The 16,131-nt window shown below is 46.0% G+C and carries 15 protein-coding genes; 4 read left to right on the top strand and 11 right to left on the bottom strand.

Annotation, left to right across the window (positions count from 1 at the left end):
- Positions 1-5: 5 nt before the first annotated feature.
- From Q1A23_RS04125 to pruA, 5 genes are all read right to left on the bottom strand, one after another.
- Entirely contained in the window at positions 6-512 is a 507-nt protein-coding gene (locus Q1A23_RS04125) for an NADH-quinone oxidoreductase subunit C (protein ID WP_299819843.1), read from the bottom strand.
- A 4-nt stretch (positions 513-516) separates the two neighbouring features.
- Positions 517-1,068 (bottom strand): NADH-quinone oxidoreductase subunit B, encoded by a 552-nt coding sequence (locus Q1A23_RS04120; RefSeq protein ID WP_299819840.1) that lies wholly within the window; start codon positions 1,066-1,068, stop codon positions 517-519.
- An 82-nt stretch (positions 1,069-1,150) separates the two neighbouring features.
- Complete coding sequence (locus tag Q1A23_RS04115; protein ID WP_299819837.1) at positions 1,151-1,531, bottom strand: NADH-quinone oxidoreductase subunit A; 381 nt, start codon at positions 1,529-1,531, stop codon at positions 1,151-1,153.
- Between the two features lie 486 nt (positions 1,532-2,017).
- Positions 2,018-4,633 (bottom strand): T9SS type A sorting domain-containing protein, encoded by a 2,616-nt coding sequence (locus Q1A23_RS04110; protein WP_299819832.1) that lies wholly within the window; start codon positions 4,631-4,633, stop codon positions 2,018-2,020.
- Positions 4,634-4,775: 142 nt separating this feature from the next.
- Positions 4,776-6,410, bottom strand: coding sequence for an L-glutamate gamma-semialdehyde dehydrogenase (pruA, locus tag Q1A23_RS04105; RefSeq protein WP_299819829.1), 1,635 nt, complete (start codon positions 6,408-6,410; stop codon positions 4,776-4,778).
- 220 nt (positions 6,411-6,630) lie between these two features.
- On the opposite strand from pruA, the gene Q1A23_RS04100 reads away from it, so the two are divergent.
- The gene (locus Q1A23_RS04100) at positions 6,631-7,038 is read left to right on the top strand and encodes a hypothetical protein (protein ID WP_299819826.1); all 408 of its coding nucleotides are present in this window, start codon (positions 6,631-6,633) and stop codon (positions 7,036-7,038) included.
- A gap of 8 nt (positions 7,039-7,046) precedes the next feature.
- On the opposite strand, the gene Q1A23_RS04095 is transcribed toward Q1A23_RS04100, so the two are convergent.
- Entirely contained in the window at positions 7,047-7,748 is a 702-nt protein-coding gene (locus Q1A23_RS04095; RefSeq protein ID WP_299819823.1) for a YjjG family noncanonical pyrimidine nucleotidase, read from the bottom strand.
- A 139-nt stretch (positions 7,749-7,887) separates the two neighbouring features.
- On the bottom strand, positions 7,888-8,274 hold the full coding sequence (locus tag Q1A23_RS04090) for a metalloregulator ArsR/SmtB family transcription factor (RefSeq protein WP_299819820.1): 387 nt from the start codon (positions 8,272-8,274) through the stop codon (positions 7,888-7,890).
- Positions 8,275-8,348: 74 nt separating this feature from the next.
- Here Q1A23_RS04090 and Q1A23_RS04085 point away from each other — a divergent pair, with 74 nt between their 5' ends.
- Together Q1A23_RS04085 and Q1A23_RS04080 are read left to right on the top strand one after the other, a co-directional pair.
- Positions 8,349-9,014: a carboxypeptidase-like regulatory domain-containing protein gene (locus tag Q1A23_RS04085; RefSeq protein WP_299819817.1), complete on the top strand. Its 666-nt coding sequence runs from the start codon at positions 8,349-8,351 to the stop codon at positions 9,012-9,014.
- Between the two features lie 243 nt (positions 9,015-9,257).
- Complete coding sequence (locus Q1A23_RS04080; protein WP_299819815.1) at positions 9,258-10,604, top strand: NAD(P)/FAD-dependent oxidoreductase; 1,347 nt, start codon at positions 9,258-9,260, stop codon at positions 10,602-10,604.
- A gap of 172 nt (positions 10,605-10,776) precedes the next feature.
- On the opposite strand, the gene Q1A23_RS04075 is transcribed toward Q1A23_RS04080, so the two are convergent.
- The 3 genes from Q1A23_RS04075 to Q1A23_RS04065 form a co-directional block, all read right to left on the bottom strand.
- Positions 10,777-13,107 (bottom strand): M1 family metallopeptidase, encoded by a 2,331-nt coding sequence (locus Q1A23_RS04075; RefSeq protein WP_299819813.1) that lies wholly within the window; start codon positions 13,105-13,107, stop codon positions 10,777-10,779.
- Between the two features lie 35 nt (positions 13,108-13,142).
- Positions 13,143-13,736, bottom strand: coding sequence for a HupE/UreJ family protein (locus tag Q1A23_RS04070; protein WP_299819812.1), 594 nt, complete (start codon positions 13,734-13,736; stop codon positions 13,143-13,145).
- Between the two features lie 188 nt (positions 13,737-13,924).
- Complete coding sequence (locus Q1A23_RS04065; RefSeq protein WP_299819809.1) at positions 13,925-14,329, bottom strand: hypothetical protein; 405 nt, start codon at positions 14,327-14,329, stop codon at positions 13,925-13,927.
- A gap of 185 nt (positions 14,330-14,514) precedes the next feature.
- Here Q1A23_RS04065 and Q1A23_RS04060 point away from each other — a divergent pair, with 185 nt between their 5' ends.
- Positions 14,515-15,249 (top strand): YoaK family protein, encoded by a 735-nt coding sequence (locus Q1A23_RS04060; RefSeq protein ID WP_299819806.1) that lies wholly within the window; start codon positions 14,515-14,517, stop codon positions 15,247-15,249.
- Positions 15,250-15,266: 17 nt separating this feature from the next.
- Here the strand turns inward: Q1A23_RS04060 and Q1A23_RS04055 are convergent, their stop codons facing one another.
- Positions 15,267-16,121, bottom strand: a complete 855-nt coding sequence (locus Q1A23_RS04055) for an alpha/beta hydrolase family protein (protein WP_299819803.1) — start codon at positions 16,119-16,121, stop codon at positions 15,267-15,269.
- Between the last annotated feature and the right edge of the window lie 10 nt (positions 16,122-16,131).

The raw sequence follows: 16,131 nt of genomic DNA, 5'->3' as shown, positions 1-16,131 counted from the left end.
TTGGCTTAGCGTCCGAAATATGTATTGATTTTATCTTCCCTTGTCTGGTCTTCCAGCGGGTACTGCTTCAGCATCGGGTGGTATTCCATCTCCTCGATGTTCAGGATGCGCGTCAGGTTCGGGTGGCCGGTAAAGATAAAGCCGTAAAAGTCGAAAGCCTCGCGCTCCATCCAGTTGGCGGTGGCGTAAAGGTCTGTCATAGTAGGCATCACCGGGTCCGAAGCAGGCATGAATACCTTGATGCGGATGCGATAGTTGTGGCGCAGGCTGTGCAGTTGGTACATCATGCACATTTCCTTGTCTTTGTGGTCCGGGAAGTGGATACCGCACATGGTAGTCAGGAAACTGATCTGCAGCTCTTCATCATCACGCAAGTATTTGATCAGCTCGTGAATCGATTCGCGGTTAGTTGTAATAGTCATGATGCCATCCGGGTTTAATGCATCCCAGATATTCTCTTCACCAAACTCGCTTATGATCTTGCCGAGTACGTTTTCGTTCGTAAGCTCCATTTGCTTATTTAATATTGTAAGAGGCTAAAAGTGCCTGATACTCCGGAGAGTTGCGGCGGCGTAGCGATTCATTTTCTGCCAGGTCTTGTACACGCATCAGTCCATCCAAAATTTGCTCAGGGCGCGGAGGGCAGCCTGGTACGTACACGTCTACAGGCACTATGCGGTCAATACCTTGCAGTACAGAGTAAGTATCAAAAATACCACCAGAAGAGGCGCATGCACCTACGGCGATAACCCAGCGCGGCTCAGCCATCTGCTCGTATACCTGCTTTACTACAGGGCCCATTTTCTTAGCAATCGTACCCATCACCATCAGAATGTCTGCCTGGCGTGGCGAGAAGCTTGGGCGCTCTGAACCAAAGCGGGAAATATCGTAGTTAGCGCCCATAGTGGCCATGTACTCGATACCGCAGCAAGAGGTAGCAAACGGCAAAGGCCAAAGCGAGTGCTTACGGGCCAATCCAATTACTTTCTCAAATGAGGTGGCAAAGAAACCTGCACCTGAAATGCCATCCGGTGCCTCTACTAGTTTAATATCGTTATTATCGCTCATTTCAATATGGTTGCTTGTGTCTTGTTTCGGTGCAATTACACCGACTATCTGAACACAGAAGCCTTGTGAAAAGTTTAATGGGTTATTCCCACTTCAGAATTCCTTTTTTGATCACGTAGAAGAAGCCAGCCAGCAGCATGCTCATGAACACAAACATCTGCAGAAAGCCGTCTAATCCAAACTCTCTGAAGTTTACCGCCCACGGATACATGAATATAATCTCCACGTCGAACAGCACAAACAGAATGGCTGTCATAAAGTACTTGTAGGAGATTGGCGTACGGGCATCACCCACAGACTCGATACCACTTTCCCAAGAGGCTCCTTTTACTTCGCTTTTGCGGTTCGGGCCAAGCAAATGCGTTAGCACAAGTGCAAAAATCACAAATCCGAGTGCAGCCGCAAACTGAATAATTATCGGCAGGTAGTCCGATGGTACATACTGATTTACAGTTGGTTCCATAACTCTGTAATCGTTTCTTGAAATTTGGGAGCAAAATTAGGTATAAATAGCCATTAATCAAAAGGATAACTGTGGTGTAAATAGAGGTTAAGTTTGCACTTTCGTGTTGATACAGCTATTAATGCCGCAGTTTCCTGCACGACCTCCTCAGGGGGCATGAAAAAGCCATACTTTAATAAGTATGGCTTTCGGGTAAAGGGTTGGGTTTATAGTAAGGGATATTCAAGCGTACAGATTGCAGCTGCTCTGCCATATGGGGTATGACGTCTGCACCCGTAATTTGACTAAGCATCGCAGCTAGTTTGCCTTGCTTATAGCACGACTAAATTATTTGTAAAGTAAGGCAAAAGAAGAATAGCGTAAAATACCCCTTTTTGATGATTTTAGGTTAAAGTATAAAGCCCTGCCAAATAACTTAGCAGGGCTTTATACTTTAATGCAAGATTATGTATACTGTTCTTTCTGATGTGGTTGAATTAAATGATATTATTTCTGCAGCACCACTTGCGTAGATATGGTTCTGCCATTCCATTTTACCCTCAGGTGGTAAACTCCTGCTGCAAAGTTAGTTGTAGGTAACTTTACTCCTGCTTTCGCCTGCTCCGGTGTAATTACCCGCTGCAAAACAGGCTGGCCGATATTGTTGTACAGTATTAATTCAACAATACGGGTAGTAGCTTCCGAACCATCGAAAACTAGATTAATGTCTCCTGAGGTTGGATTAGGATATACCTGCACGTCTAACTTTTTCCTTACAGCTTTATCTGTGCTTAAAGGTGTGTCTTCTGCGCCATATAACCTGGCAATTCTTCTCCTGGGCGTTCCGTTATAAGACAAGAAGCCGCCTCCTACTACAATTTTATTGTCAGGCTGTAAGGCGACTGCCTCAACACTACCATCAAAGCCTGTTCCCGGATCAAAAGAAGTATCCAATGTTCCGTTATCGTTCAAGCGGGCAATACGGTTGGTAGAGGTGCCGTTAAAGGAGGTAAAATTTCCGCCCACTATTATCTTCCCATCCTGCTGTTGAGCAATAGTTAAAACATCATTGTTAAAACCTGTTCCTGTAACAAATGATTCGTCTTGCCTTCCATTGGCGTTTAGTCGGATAATCCTGTAGTATATTGGGTCATAATTATTTGTGAATGCTCCGCCTGCTATAATTTTTCCATCTGGCTGTAGAGCAACAGAATGTACGGTATAATTAATTTTTTTTGAATAAAATGAATTATCACGAGAGCCGTCTTCGTTAAGGCGAACTAAAATTGATCCTGAAAGATAATAACTTGAATATACTGCGACTATCTTACCATCAGGCTGTAGAGCAAGCTTATAAACACTACCATCGAAACCATTCCCTGGGTTAAAAGAAGCATCCAAGGACCCGTCGGCGTTGAGACGCGCGATGTAGTGTCGGGCGGTTCCGTTAAACGATGTGAAATTGCCTCCAACCACAATTTTACCATCTGGTTGTATTGCCAAAGAACCAACACCGCTATCCTGATAATCTTTTTTAAAACCTGATCCAGGATCGAAGGAAGTATCCAGGGAGCCATCGGCGTTTAGACGGGCAATGTTACGCCGGGCAATTCCGTTAAATTTAGTAAACGCTCCTCCGACTATAATCTTACCATCGGGTTGCAAAATCATTGCGGAAGTTCTATTGTCAAATCCCTGGGCAAGATTAAAAGAAGGGTCTAATGTCCCGTCGGCATTGAGGCGGGCTATACTATTGCGCACAACATCATTATAAGATCCAAATGATCCTTCTATAAGTATTTTCCCATCGGGTTGTAAGATCATTTCGCTTACTGAATGGCTTACTCCTGTTGCGGGATTAAAAGTTTTATCAACGGTGCCATTTGCGTTTAGCCGGGCAATGCGTGAACGGGGTAAGTCGTTAAATGACCAAAATGAACCGGACACGATCATTTTGCTATCCGGTAGTATAGTTATAGCATAAATATTGTCGTCATAGTGACTGAAGCCTGTTCCCGGATTAAAAGATGTATCGAGAGAGCCATTTGTATGTAAACGGGCAATCCTGTTTATGTTGATGTTCGAGCTATTTCCGTAGAAGGCAGTAAATTCTCCACCCACCATTATCTTGCCGTCAGACTGCAGGGTTATAGAACTTACATAATCATTAAAGCCTACTGATGTGCCAGATTTAATAGCTGCATTAAAGGAATTGTCTAGCGAGCCATCGGCGTTAATGCGGGCAATCATTCTACGGTTAGTGCCGTTGTATTGGGCGATTGCACCTCCCGCCACAATTTTACCATCAGGCTGCAATGCCAAGGCTCTGATAAAACTGTTCTGGCTTGTGATAAAGCCTGTACCGACTGTAAAAGTAACATCCAGCGAACCATCATCATTTAAACGGGCAATCCTGCTGCGGGAAACACCGTTGAAGGTTGAAAAATAACCTCCTACCACTACTTTACCGTCCGGCTGCAAAACCATTGCCTGAACATTGCTATTAAATCCCTGGCCTGGATTGAAAGATGTATCCAGGGAGCCGTCTGCATTCAAACGCGCTATTCTGTTACGAGCGGTACTATTTATAGACGTAAAAGTTCCTCCCACAATCACTTTGCCATCAGGTTGCAGGACCATAGATAAAATGTCATTGAAGAAGCCGTATCCTATATCAAAAGATTCGTCAAGTGAACCGTCTGCGTTTAGGCGAGCAATTTTGCGACTGAAGGTACCTTTATAGGAAGAAAAGCCTCCTGCAACAAGTATTTTTCCATCAGGCTGCAGGGCAATGGCATGAACAAAACCATCGAAGCCTGTTCCGGAGCTAAAGGTATTATCAAGCGAACCATCGGCATTAAGGCGTACGACCCTGTTCGTGGTGGTGCCGTTAAAGGAGGTAAACTCTCCACCCATCACCAACTTGCCATCAGGCTGCGGAATTACAGAATAAACAGTACCGTTAAAGCCTTCTCCCGCTCTGTATGTTACATCTGCTGTATTAAAACTTGGATCGTTGGAGCCAGGTAAAACTTGGCCATGCGCAGTAGTAGTAAAGCCTGCCACTAAAAGTATGATAGCCGTACAAATTAGAGTTAGCTTTAGTTGTATAAGTTGTTTCATATCATCGTGTTGGAGTCGGTGTTACAAGGTATGTCTATTAAAAAAACAAAAGTATAAATTATGTGCCAAATGGCAGGTAATAAAAAATCCCCTATCAACTCAAATGCTAATAGGGGATTTATACTTAATAAGGTATACTTTTTTACTTGTTCTCTCCCAGGAATGGATAACGGTAATCTACTGGCGGTGCAAACGTTTCTTTTATAGAACGTGCCGATACCCAACGGAGCAGGTTCAGCATAGAGCCGGCCTTATCGTTAGTTCCGGATGCGCGCGCGCCACCAAACGGCTGCTGGCCCACAACGGCGCCTGTAGGCTTATCGTTAATGTAGAAGTTACCGGCAGCCTGGTCTAATTTCTTAGTAGCATACTCGGCAGCGTAACGGTCCTGGCTAAAGATAGCTCCTGTTAGGGCGTAAGGCGAAGTAGCGTTTACAAGCTCAATTGTTTCTTCAAAGTTATTCTCATCGTACACATAAATCGAGATTACAGGCCCGAAGATCTCCTCACACATGGTGATGTACTGCGGGTTATGAGAGAACAGTACAGTAGGCTCCACAAAGTAACCTTTCGACTTATCATAGTTACCACCTGCGATTATCTCTACTTCGTTGCTTGCCTTGGCATCATCAATGTACTTGGCAATTTTATCAAAAGACTTCTCGTCAATAACGGCATTAATGAAGTTGCTGAAATCTTCCGGAGCACCCATTTTAAAGGTTTTCAGGTCTTCTATTACATAGCCTTTTACCTCTTCCCAAAGGTTGCTCGGGATGTAAGCACGAGAGGCAGCAGAGCATTTCTGGCCCTGGTACTCAAATGCACCGCGCACTATGCCTGTAGCCAATGCTTTAGCGTCAGCAGAACGGTGAGCAAGTATAAAGTCTTTGCCTCCTGTCTCGCCAACTATGCGTGGGTAAGTTTTATACTTATGGATGTTATTGCCAATTGTTTTCCAGATGTTTTGGAATACGCCTGTGCTGCCGGTAAAGTGAATGCCGGCAAAATCAGCATGGTTAAAAATAACGTCGCCAGCAGTTGGGCCATCTACATAAACCAGGTTGATAACGCCATCTGGCAAGCCAGCTTCACGGAAAAGCTCCATGATCATCTGAGCGGCATATACTTGCGTGTTAGCAGGTTTCCAAACTACCACATTACCCATCATAGCTGCTGAAGCAGGCAGGTTACCGGCAATGGCTGTAAAGTTAAATGGCGTAAGCGCAAACACAAATCCCTCTAGTGGGCGGTGCTCCATGCGGTTCCATATACCCGGAGATGACTCTGGCTGCATCTGGTAAATTTCCGTCATGTACTGCACGTTAAAGCGCAAAAAGTCGATCAACTCGCAAGCAGAATCAATCTCAGCCTGGTATGCGTTCTTAGACTGCCCCAGCATGGTGGCTGCATTCATGCGTGCTCTCCAAGGGCCTGCCAATAATTCAGCGGCTTTCAGGAAGATAGAAGCACGGTGCTCCCAACCCATACTAGCCCAAGCCTCGCGTGCAGCCAAAGCCGCATTGATAGCCTGTTCCACGTGTGACGCATCGCCATAGCTGAAATGACCCAGTATGTGCTGGTGGTCGTGTGGCTGCAGCATTGGGTGCTTGTTGTCGGTGTATACTTTGTCGCCGCCAATGTACATTGGCACATCGATTTTCTTCGACTTAAGTTCTTTATAAGTGCGCTGCAGCTCTTCGCGCTCCGGCGACCCCGGTGCATAAGACTTTACAGGTTCGTTTACTGGAGTGGGTACTTTAAAAAATCCGGTTGCCATTTGTTTTATAGTTACAGATTTAAAGATAAAATTCAGATTTAACGCGCTTTAGGAGCGGGTATATACAAAGGTAAGGCTTATTATTCGATTTTTTTGCATGAGCAGGCCAGGGATGCCGGCGTTTCTGGAGCCGGATAAGCCGCTGGAGCAACCCCATGGGATGCGTTACATACTTTAGTTTTACAGTTTCGTAAACCTACAAGGAGGGAGCAACAAGTTTATGAAAGCAATTGCTACGCATTATAGTAGAGCCTTACTGCTTCTGGCTTTTTCTTTTGCAGTAGAGGCAGCTAGCCCTGTTATATGCAATCATCTCTCTCAAGAACTGCTACAAACGGAGCCTGCCGCTAAAAGCTTTGAAAAAGAACTATTAGGGCCTTATGCTGACATAAGTGCTCTTACTGCATCAAACCTACAACATGCTTACATTACGTTTATCGGAAAAGTGCGTAGCCGGCAAAGCGTTTGGTCTGCAACAGAATGGAAGCAGGTTAAATCTGTGATGGCAAAACTAGACTCCAGGAAAAACTCCATGGATCAATTGTTAAGAGTTGCTGATAAAGCCCAGATCAGAAACATACAGGATGAGTTTAAGGCCATAGAAGCTAAAAGCAACAGCAAGGACTAGTTTATACTTTACAGTATGGCTTTCAGCTCACTCAGGCACATGATTTCGTAAGTGGGTTTTGGACGTTTTTTGCTACGAACACCTTCAGGGTTAAAATATACCTGGTCTATCCCACATGCCATGGCACCCTCAATATCACATTCAAAGTTATCACCAATCATCAGGCAATCAGCGGGTTTAACTTCTATGCGGTTTAAGAGATGCTCAAACATACGGCGGTCTGGTTTTTTATAGCCGCAGCACTCAGATGTTACAATCTCTTTAAAATAGCTTTGTAATTGAGAAGATGCCATTTTTACATGCTGCACTTCCTTAAAGCCATTGGTGATTATGTGCAGGTCATACTTTGGTTGCAGGTACTGCAGCACCTCGTAAGTATAAGGAAAAACTGCCTTTTTTGTAGGGCAAAGATCTGTGTATGCTTCTGATATGCCTGCCGGCACTTCATGCTCCTCCAAGCCCAAACCCATCAGCGTTTTCTTAAACCGGTACTCGCGCAGTTCCTTCTGGTTTATTTTGCCCTTGTTGTAGAGGTCCCACATCAGCGTGTTCACAAATTTATACTTCTTGTAAAAAGAGGTGCGGTCAAACTTTGCGAAGCCGGCAAGCTCAAACTGGTCGTACAAAGTATAAATAGTCTCTTCCGAGTTTTTCTCGAAGTCCCAAAGGGTGTGGTCAAGGTCGAAGAGGATGTGCTGGTACGTTTTCATGCGGGCAAAATATAAGGAGAAAATCTCGTGAACGAACCTTAAACAGCTATGTTGCGCTTAAGTTTGAGACGATGGCGGTGCTTTAAATTAAACCTTACAATAAAACAGCGGTTTAACAGTTATAGCAACACCCTAAAACCTATGGCGCCACCCAGCGGCGGGTCTGTAATTTATTGATGGCCAGTTCGCGGTTAGAGTATAGAATCTCATATGTTTCCTGGTCTTTTTGAAGCAACGTGTCGCGCTCCAGGTAATTAAAGATTTGAGTTGTAAAGTCTGCCCCTTCCTCTTTGATAGTATAAAATACCCATTGGTCTATCTTTCGGTTGGTTACCAGGCTGGCATTGCGCAGGTAAGCTAAGTGGCGGGAGGTTTTTGTCTGGGTAAAGTCAAGCACCTGCTCCAGGTCAGAAGTGCACATCTCTTTGTTGCGCAAAATCAAGTTGAGGATGCGGATGCGAGATTCGTCTGCGAGCGCTTTAAGAATCTGTTCGCCAAAGGATATACTGAAGTGTTTGAGCCTCATGGTTGCTGTGGAAACAGAAACAAAATTAGGTAAAAGCTGCTATTATAAAATAATAAATCATATTATTGTACGAAATGATTTTTAGAGTGCACCACAACACAACAGCTAAAGAATACTTTAGAAAGAGCCTGGGAGCTATTATCGTTATGCTTTTACTGCTAGTTGCCATGCCCGAAAAAGCAGTGGCACAAAGCAAACAGCGTGTGGTGCAGCTATCTGGTTTTGTAGCTACCGGCGATAGCCTTTATGGGGTGGCTGGCGTGAGTATATATGTTCCTAAAACCAACCGGGGAACCCAATCAAACGAATTCGGCTTCTTCTCGATGCCCGTAGTGGCCGGTGATAGCGTTTTGTTTAGTGCCCTGGGGTATAAAAAGCAATACCTCATCATCCCAAAAACTTATAGCAGCGAGAGCTACTCTATTATTATGCAGATGCAGGAAGACCCAACCGAGCTTCCGACGGTAGATGTTTTCCCGTGGCCAACAGAACGTGATTTTAGAGAAGCTGTCGCAAATGTGAAGTTGCCAGACGAGGGCCGCGCCATGGCCATGCGCAACCTCGACCCCGAAAGGCTGGAAGAATTATTTAAGAATACCCCAATGGATGGTGCCGCCAACTTCAGGTTCTGGAACCAGCAGCAAATACAGCAACAGCAAAACAGGGTTATGTACCCTACCATTAGTCCCTTTGCCATTCCGGCACTTATCGATGCGATATTTAAAGGCAACAACAAGTAGCCCGTACCTGCAAGTATAGTTTTATCAACGGTTTATACAGGGTGGTAAGCCATGCCGCTAAGGCTGTAGCTTATACTTTGGGTGCTGATTTATACTTTTAATTACCTTATGCAAGCGCTATAGCAAGTATAAAAGTAACTTACTGCAGTCCCCTGCGTTATTTTGCGATAGAGAGCTGTATGTTCTGTACACGCAGCGCAGCAAATTTCAGCTTGCTGTAACACGACCTAAACAAAATAAACTATGCTTAAACCTGATAAGCTATCGCTTAATATACCCGCTACCACTAAACCCCGGGTGGTAATAATAGGAGGGGGGTTCGGAGGCATTAATTTAGCCCGAAAGCTTTCTGATAAAAACTTCCAGGTGGTGATGTTCGACAGGCAAAACTACCATGGCTTCTGGCCGCTTTTGTACCAGGTAGCCACCGCCGGCTTAGAACCGGATTCCATTGCCGAGCCGCTCCGCAAGATGTTTGGCGGCGACGAGTACGAAGACTTTTATTTCAGGCTGGTGAAGGTTACCAACATAAACCCTATTGCCAGAACTGTGGAAACAGTTGTAGGCGACCTTGCATTCGATTTTCTTGTAATTGCCACAGGCACTAAAATAAACTACTTTGGCAATGAGCAGATAAAGAAGTACGGTTTCCCGCTAAAGCAGATACCCCACGCATTAAACCTGCGCAGCCAGCTGCTGCAATGCTTTGAGCAGGCCAGCATGACGACCGACCCGGAGGCACAGCAAAGCCTGCTTAACTTTGTGATTGTGGGAGGGGGCCCCACCGGTGTAGAAACTGCCGGAGCGCTTGCCGAAATGAGAAAGCATATCTTGCCTTCTGATTATCCCGGCGTGGATTTTACTAAAATGAACATCTACCTGGTAGAGGGCATGGATAGGGTATTGCCCCCGATGTCGCCGGAAGCTAGCCAAAAAACCTACAAGTACCTGAACGAGATGGGCATCATCATTAAGCTAAGCACACTAGTGGAGGGCTATGATGGCGAAACGGCTATTTTGAAGGGTGGTGAACAAATAAAGACAAATACTTTGATCTGGGCTGCTGGCGTTTCTGGTGCTGTTATCGGGGGCTTGCCAGAAGAGTGCGTAGAGCGCGGACGGTATCTTGTGAATGAGTTTAACCAGGTAGTGGGATACGACAATATTTTTGCCATAGGAGATGTGGCCATGATGAAAACGCCTGAGTTCCCGAAAGGCCACCCAGGCGTAGCCCAACCAGCCATACAACAAGGCAAGTTGTTGGCAAAGAACCTGAAACGCATTATCAAAAAAGAGCCGCTCGAGCCTTTTAAATATTATGATAAGGGTTCGTTGGCTATTATCGGGCGCAACCGCGCTGTGGCAGACCTGCCAAACAACATGCACCTGGGCGGTTTCTTTGCCTGGGTTATCTGGCTGTTCGTGCACATCATGTACCTCATCGGTTTCCGGAACAAACTTGTAGTGCTTAGTAACTGGGTTTATAAATTCTTTACTTACGAAAACAGCACGCGCTTAATTATCAGGCCTTATGTTAGAAAAGGGGACAGAGTGTCGCAAAGCTTTATAAATAAGTATGGCGGCGATTAACCAGAAGCGGCAACCAGCACGAGTAGCTACTGTCGTTTCTTTTTTGCTCCGCATCTGGTAAAGTAATGATGTATAGGATTAAATAGCAACTGAAAGTATAAGTGCTTTAAGGTTTACAAACAGCAAAGCCCCGGATGTGCTCCGGGGCTTTGCTGTTTGAAGTGAAATAAGCTTATTTGTTCGTGCTGTTGCGGCTGGTGGCGCGTTCGCGTTGCATTGGGTTTTGCTGTTCGCGCTGCTGCTGCTTGTAAATATCAAATCTTGATGGCGTTACACGACGAGGGTAGGCGTTGTTAGATAGTTCCGTATCCGCAGTCTGCAGGTATGGGTCTAGCTCAAAATTAACCACCGGCTTCTCTGTAATAAACACTTTGGTGATCTCCTCGTTGTTGTAGCGCCAGATTTCTGCCGGAATGTTCACAATCTCTTCTGATCCGTCTTCAAACTCCATGCGCACGATCAATGGCATCACCAACCCTCCAAGGTTCTTAAAGCCCACTTCATAGAAGTTCAAGCCAGAGTCAAGCACTTTTCTTTGTGCCGGTGTCAGGTCTTTCAGGAAAGCCTGGTAGCGCTGCTGGTCTGAGGCTGTGGTAGCCAACGGGTCGTAGCTGTTGTAGAAATCCTTTAGCTCTGGTCTTTCGTCCAGCCTGGTTTTAGGTATAGCGCTTAGGTTGCGTTGCTGCGATAACGTTTTAGGTGCCTTGTTTTGCTGCTCGCGTAGCTGTGCGTTTACAAACTCCGGATTCTGCGAATCAATGGTAAACCATTTCACGTTTTCGATTGCGATATCTGTATGATCGGTTGTATAAAACCAGCCTCTCCAGAACCAATCCAGGTCAACGCCTGAGGCATCTTCCATGGTACGGAAGAAATCAGCTGGCATTGGGTGTTTAAAGGCCCAGCGGGTGGAGTATTCCTTGAAAGCATAATCGAAAAGCTCGCGGCCCATTACTGTTTCACGTAAAACGTTAAGAGCCGTAGCTGGCTTGCCATAGGCATTGTTGCCAAACTGAAGTATAGATTCAGAATTCGTCATGATAGGCACCTGCATATTTTTAGCGCTCTTCATGTACTCCACAATGTTGGCAGGCTCACCGCGGCGCGATGGGTAGTTCTTTTCCCACTCCTGCTCTGCCAGGTATTGCATAAACGTATTCAGGCCTTCATCCATCCAGGTCCATTGGCGCTCATCCGAGTTGATGATCATCGGGAAAAAGTTATGGCCTACCTCATGTATAATCACAGAGATCAAACCATACTTAGTACGGTCAGAATAGGTGCCATCTGCCTCAGGGCGGTACCCGTTAAACGAAAGCATCGGGTACTCCATGCCACCTACAGGCCCGTGAACCGATATGGCCACCGGGTAAGGGTAATCAATTGTATGCTTAGAATATACTTTTAGCGTGTGCGCAACTGCCTCAGTAGAGTATTGCCCCCAGAGCGGGTTAGCCTCTTTTGGGTAATACGACATGGCCAGCACGTTTTTGCCGGCCACTTTCACGTTCATGGCATCCCAGATAAACTTACGGGAGCTTGCCCATGCAAAATCGCGTACATCTTTAGCGGCATAAACCCATGTCTTTTTGTTGTTTACCGGGTTTTTTTCTGCTTTTGTAGCTTCGTCTTGTGTGATAATTACTACAGGCTTATCGCTTTTGGCAGCATCGGCCCAGCGCTTTTGTTGTGTTGATGTAAGTACCTGGCTCGCGTTCTGGAGCTCGCCGGTTGCGCCAACAACATGGTCGGCAGGTACGGTTATACTTACTTTATAGTCTCCGAAAGGCAAAGCAAACTCGCCGCTGCCTAAAAACTGCTTGTGCTGCCAGCCATTTACATCGTCATAAACAGCCATTCTCGGGAACCATTGCGCCATCTCGTACAGGTAATTTCCGTCTTCCGGGAAATACTCATAACCTGAGCGGCCACCCAAGGCTTTCTGATCGTTTATATTGTGGTGCCAGTCGATGCTAAAAGTGAAGCTTTGTTTTGTTTTAAGCGGCGAAGGCAGGTCTATACGCATCATGGTGTTGTTGATGGTATACTTCAGCGCTTTGCCGTTCCGGTCTTTTACCTGCTCAATCTTAAAACCTCCGTCAAACTTCTCGCGGGTAAGGTGCTCCACGGCCTGCAACGACATACGGTCGTTTAGCCCGCCGGTCTGGGTCAGGTTCGTCATCGAGTTGGGCTCGTAGATGTTCTGGTCCAGTTGCACCCACACGTAGGAGAGCACATCCGGGGAGTTATTGGTATAGGTAATGGTTTCGGAGCCTTTAATGGATTGGTTCTTATCGTCCAGCTCAACTTTTATAGTATAATCAGCACGTTGTTGCCAATACTCGTGGCCCGGTGCGCCAGAGGCGGTACGGTACGTGTTTGGCGTTGGCAGCTCCTGCTGCAGTTGCTTAAACTTAGATTTATCGGTGTTGTCCTGGGCCTGCACTATAGCAGGGCCTGCAAGCAAACCAACCAAAGCTAAGCCAGTAAATAGTTTTCTCATCAGCATTAAGAGCTATTAAGTTTAGGTATTGTGTGCTAAAAAATATTGGTTTCCATAATCAGGATAAGCGAAATGCCTGCTGCTGCACTCGACAGCACCATAATCCAGTCGCGTTTCTTGGCGTTGAAGACGTTCATGAGGACAAAGGCAATTAGAAGCAGGATAGCCACGATCAGGAGCTGGCCCAGCTCAATGCCTATGTTAAAGGCAAGCAACTGCATCCAGGTGTCAGAGCCGCGGCCCAGCAAAGACTTCAGGTAGTTAGAGAAGCCCATGCCGTGTATCAGCCCAAAGCAAATGGCCAACAGGTTATGAAACGACAGAATAGTACGTTGTTTTGTAGCTGCCCCCTTAAGTTTAAAGAAGTTTGTGAAGCAGGTAAAAAGTATCGTTACCGGGATCAGGAACTCGATAAGCGCAGTATCAAACTTAATGATATTGAACGTGGACAGTGCCAGCGTAATAGAGTGGCCAATAGTAAAGCTGGTAACTAAAGCTAATACTTTGCGCCAATCGTTTAGCGTGTAAATGGCACAAAGCGCCAACAAGAACAATAGGTGGTCGTAGGCCTGAAGGTTGAAAATATGATGAAAGCCCAGCTTTACGTATGTAGTGAAAACAGAAGACACAGCCTTGATTTTGTAATAGTAAGACAATTGCAATGTGGCAAATTACGTGTTTGCACATTGTAAAGCAACCCTGCAGCAGCAGGTAAGGCTGCAGATTCTAATTTAAATTGTGAACTGCTGCAAAGGCTTATGATAGAATGCTAATTTGTGGCGTATGAACGCTTTGGGCAGCAGCCGGTAAGTATACTTTACTCACGCTCCAACACGGTTTTTGTTTTTCCGTCTTTGGTCATGTGTATCATTTTGTTTTTGTTTACCCAGCTTACAAGGGCGGTATCGGTGTGCGAGCCATACTTTATACTTAGGATGTGGTTTTGAGGGTCGTAATGGTAGCCTCCTTGCAAACCTCTGCCGTCGTCGCTGAGCACCAACTTGAATTGCCCTGTGCTCTCGTACACAAACCTGGTTTTTGATTGGGAGAGGCTGTTGTTTACCTGCTCTTCTTGCTGCGCTGTTCTCTCGTCGGCATTAAATTGAATAGCGGTAAGTTTCCAGCTGCCCACAATCGAGTAATGATGCTCCTGGCCTGGATAAGTAAAGCTGGCTAAAGTATAAACCAAGGCCAGCGAAAGAAGTATAAAGTATGCTTTCATAGGGGCATCTGCTAATGCGAGAGGAACAGGAAAGTTAGCTGTTTTATGTGAATGTATACTTGCAGGCAGGGGCTAAAGTTTTTAGAAGTATAAAGAACCTGCAGGTTTGATCTGTGCTGTTAACTTAACAGTAATTTGCAGATTAAATTGCAGCAAGAGGAGTAAAAAGTTCTTACCTTTTGCCTATGCTACGGCACACAGGACATCGACGTAACTTTAAACACAACATCAGGTTGGCAGCGCTGCTTTGCCTGACGGCGGGCCTTGTAAATATTGCCGGCCTGCTGGCTTTTGCGGTGCTTACAACCAATGTTACCGGCCACGCCGCCTTTTTTGCCGAAAGCCTTTCGCAGGGCGATTTCCGGCTGGTGCGCATTATTGGGTTTTGGATGTTTCTGTTCCTGCTTGGTGCTTTCTCGTCTAGTTTCATTATCGGCAGGGTAGGGCGCAATCAAACATTTGCCTATACTTTGCCTATCCTGTTAGAGATTGGTATTCTGGCGCTAAATGCCCTGTACGGCCACCGCTACGACGGACAGGTGGCAGCGCAGGAAGTTTTTGCGGGTAGCCTGCTTTTTGCGATGGGCATGCAAAATGCTATGGTATCCATGATTTCAGGGTCGGTGGTGCGCACTACGCACCTCACCGGCATTTTTACCGATCTGGGTATAGATCTGGCTGCTGCCACGCTACCGTCGTCAGCTCAAAAGGCCGGGCTAGGGCACCGTATTACGCTTAGGTTGGTAATCATACTTTTCTTTTTGGCAGGCGCTGTGGCAGGCGGTTACCTGTTTCCTGTGTTGCACTACCATATTTTCTTCGTTCCTGCCGGTCTGTTGGTTATCGCCATGTTTTATGATATCTCGCGTGTGCGCATTATTAGGGTGCTCCGGCAAATCAGGCACAGGTTTGCTGCTTAGTTTGCGGCGGCTTATACTTACTTTACCGTTTGCTGCAAAGCTGTTGCTCGCACCTTCTGAAAGAAAAGCAGGTGGTACTCCAACGCATTGCTCCAGTAAGCCCATGAGTGTGCACCCGGGCGTTCAATGTAATCGTGAGGCACTTTTTCGGCTACCAATCTTCGGTGCAGCTCACGGTTGTCTTCGATCAGGAAATCGTCTACACCGCAATCTATAATAAAATGCACACCGCTTTGCTTCAGTCGTGGTACCATCTGCACAATAGAGTTTTCCTCAAAGCGCTGCTGGTTCTCTGTTTTAGGACCAAGTACGGCTTCGATGCTTTGCAGTAGCTTTTCCCTGTCGATGGCGGCAATGTTTACAGAGCCACTCATGCTGCCGGCAGCATGGTATAACTCCGGGTGCCGTGTCGACAAGTATAGCGCACCGTGCCCGCCCATACTTAAACCTGAAATAAAACGACCATGCTTTTCCTTTATCGTTTTATACTTGCTGTCTACCAAAGCTACCAGTTCGGAGGTGATAAAGCTTTCGTACTGGCTTTTATTGTCTACGGGGCTGTTGTAGTACCAACTGCTGTAGCCGCCATCGGGTGTTACAATTATAAACTGGTACTTGTCTGCCATGCGTTGCAAAAGGTCTTTTTGTGGCGGCACCTTAAGCCAATTGCTGAAATTACCGCTGTAACCATGCAGTAAGTATAAAACCGGGTAAGGGCCATTCTTTTTCTTTTTGTAGCCATCCGGCGTAACCACGCCTGCTTTCAGCGTTTTTTGCATTGATGGGCTGTTTATGACAAGCGTATCTACTTTTGCCTGTGCCGTAAGCAGGGTGAGGCTGAGGAGCAGGAGAAGGAAGCGTTTTTTGTACATCGTTCGCATT

This window comes from uncultured Pontibacter sp. (assembly GCF_947492645.1).
Classification (GTDB): Bacteria; Bacteroidota; Bacteroidia; order Cytophagales; family Hymenobacteraceae; genus Pontibacter.
This window is presented reverse-complemented; position numbering and strand designations above follow the sequence as displayed.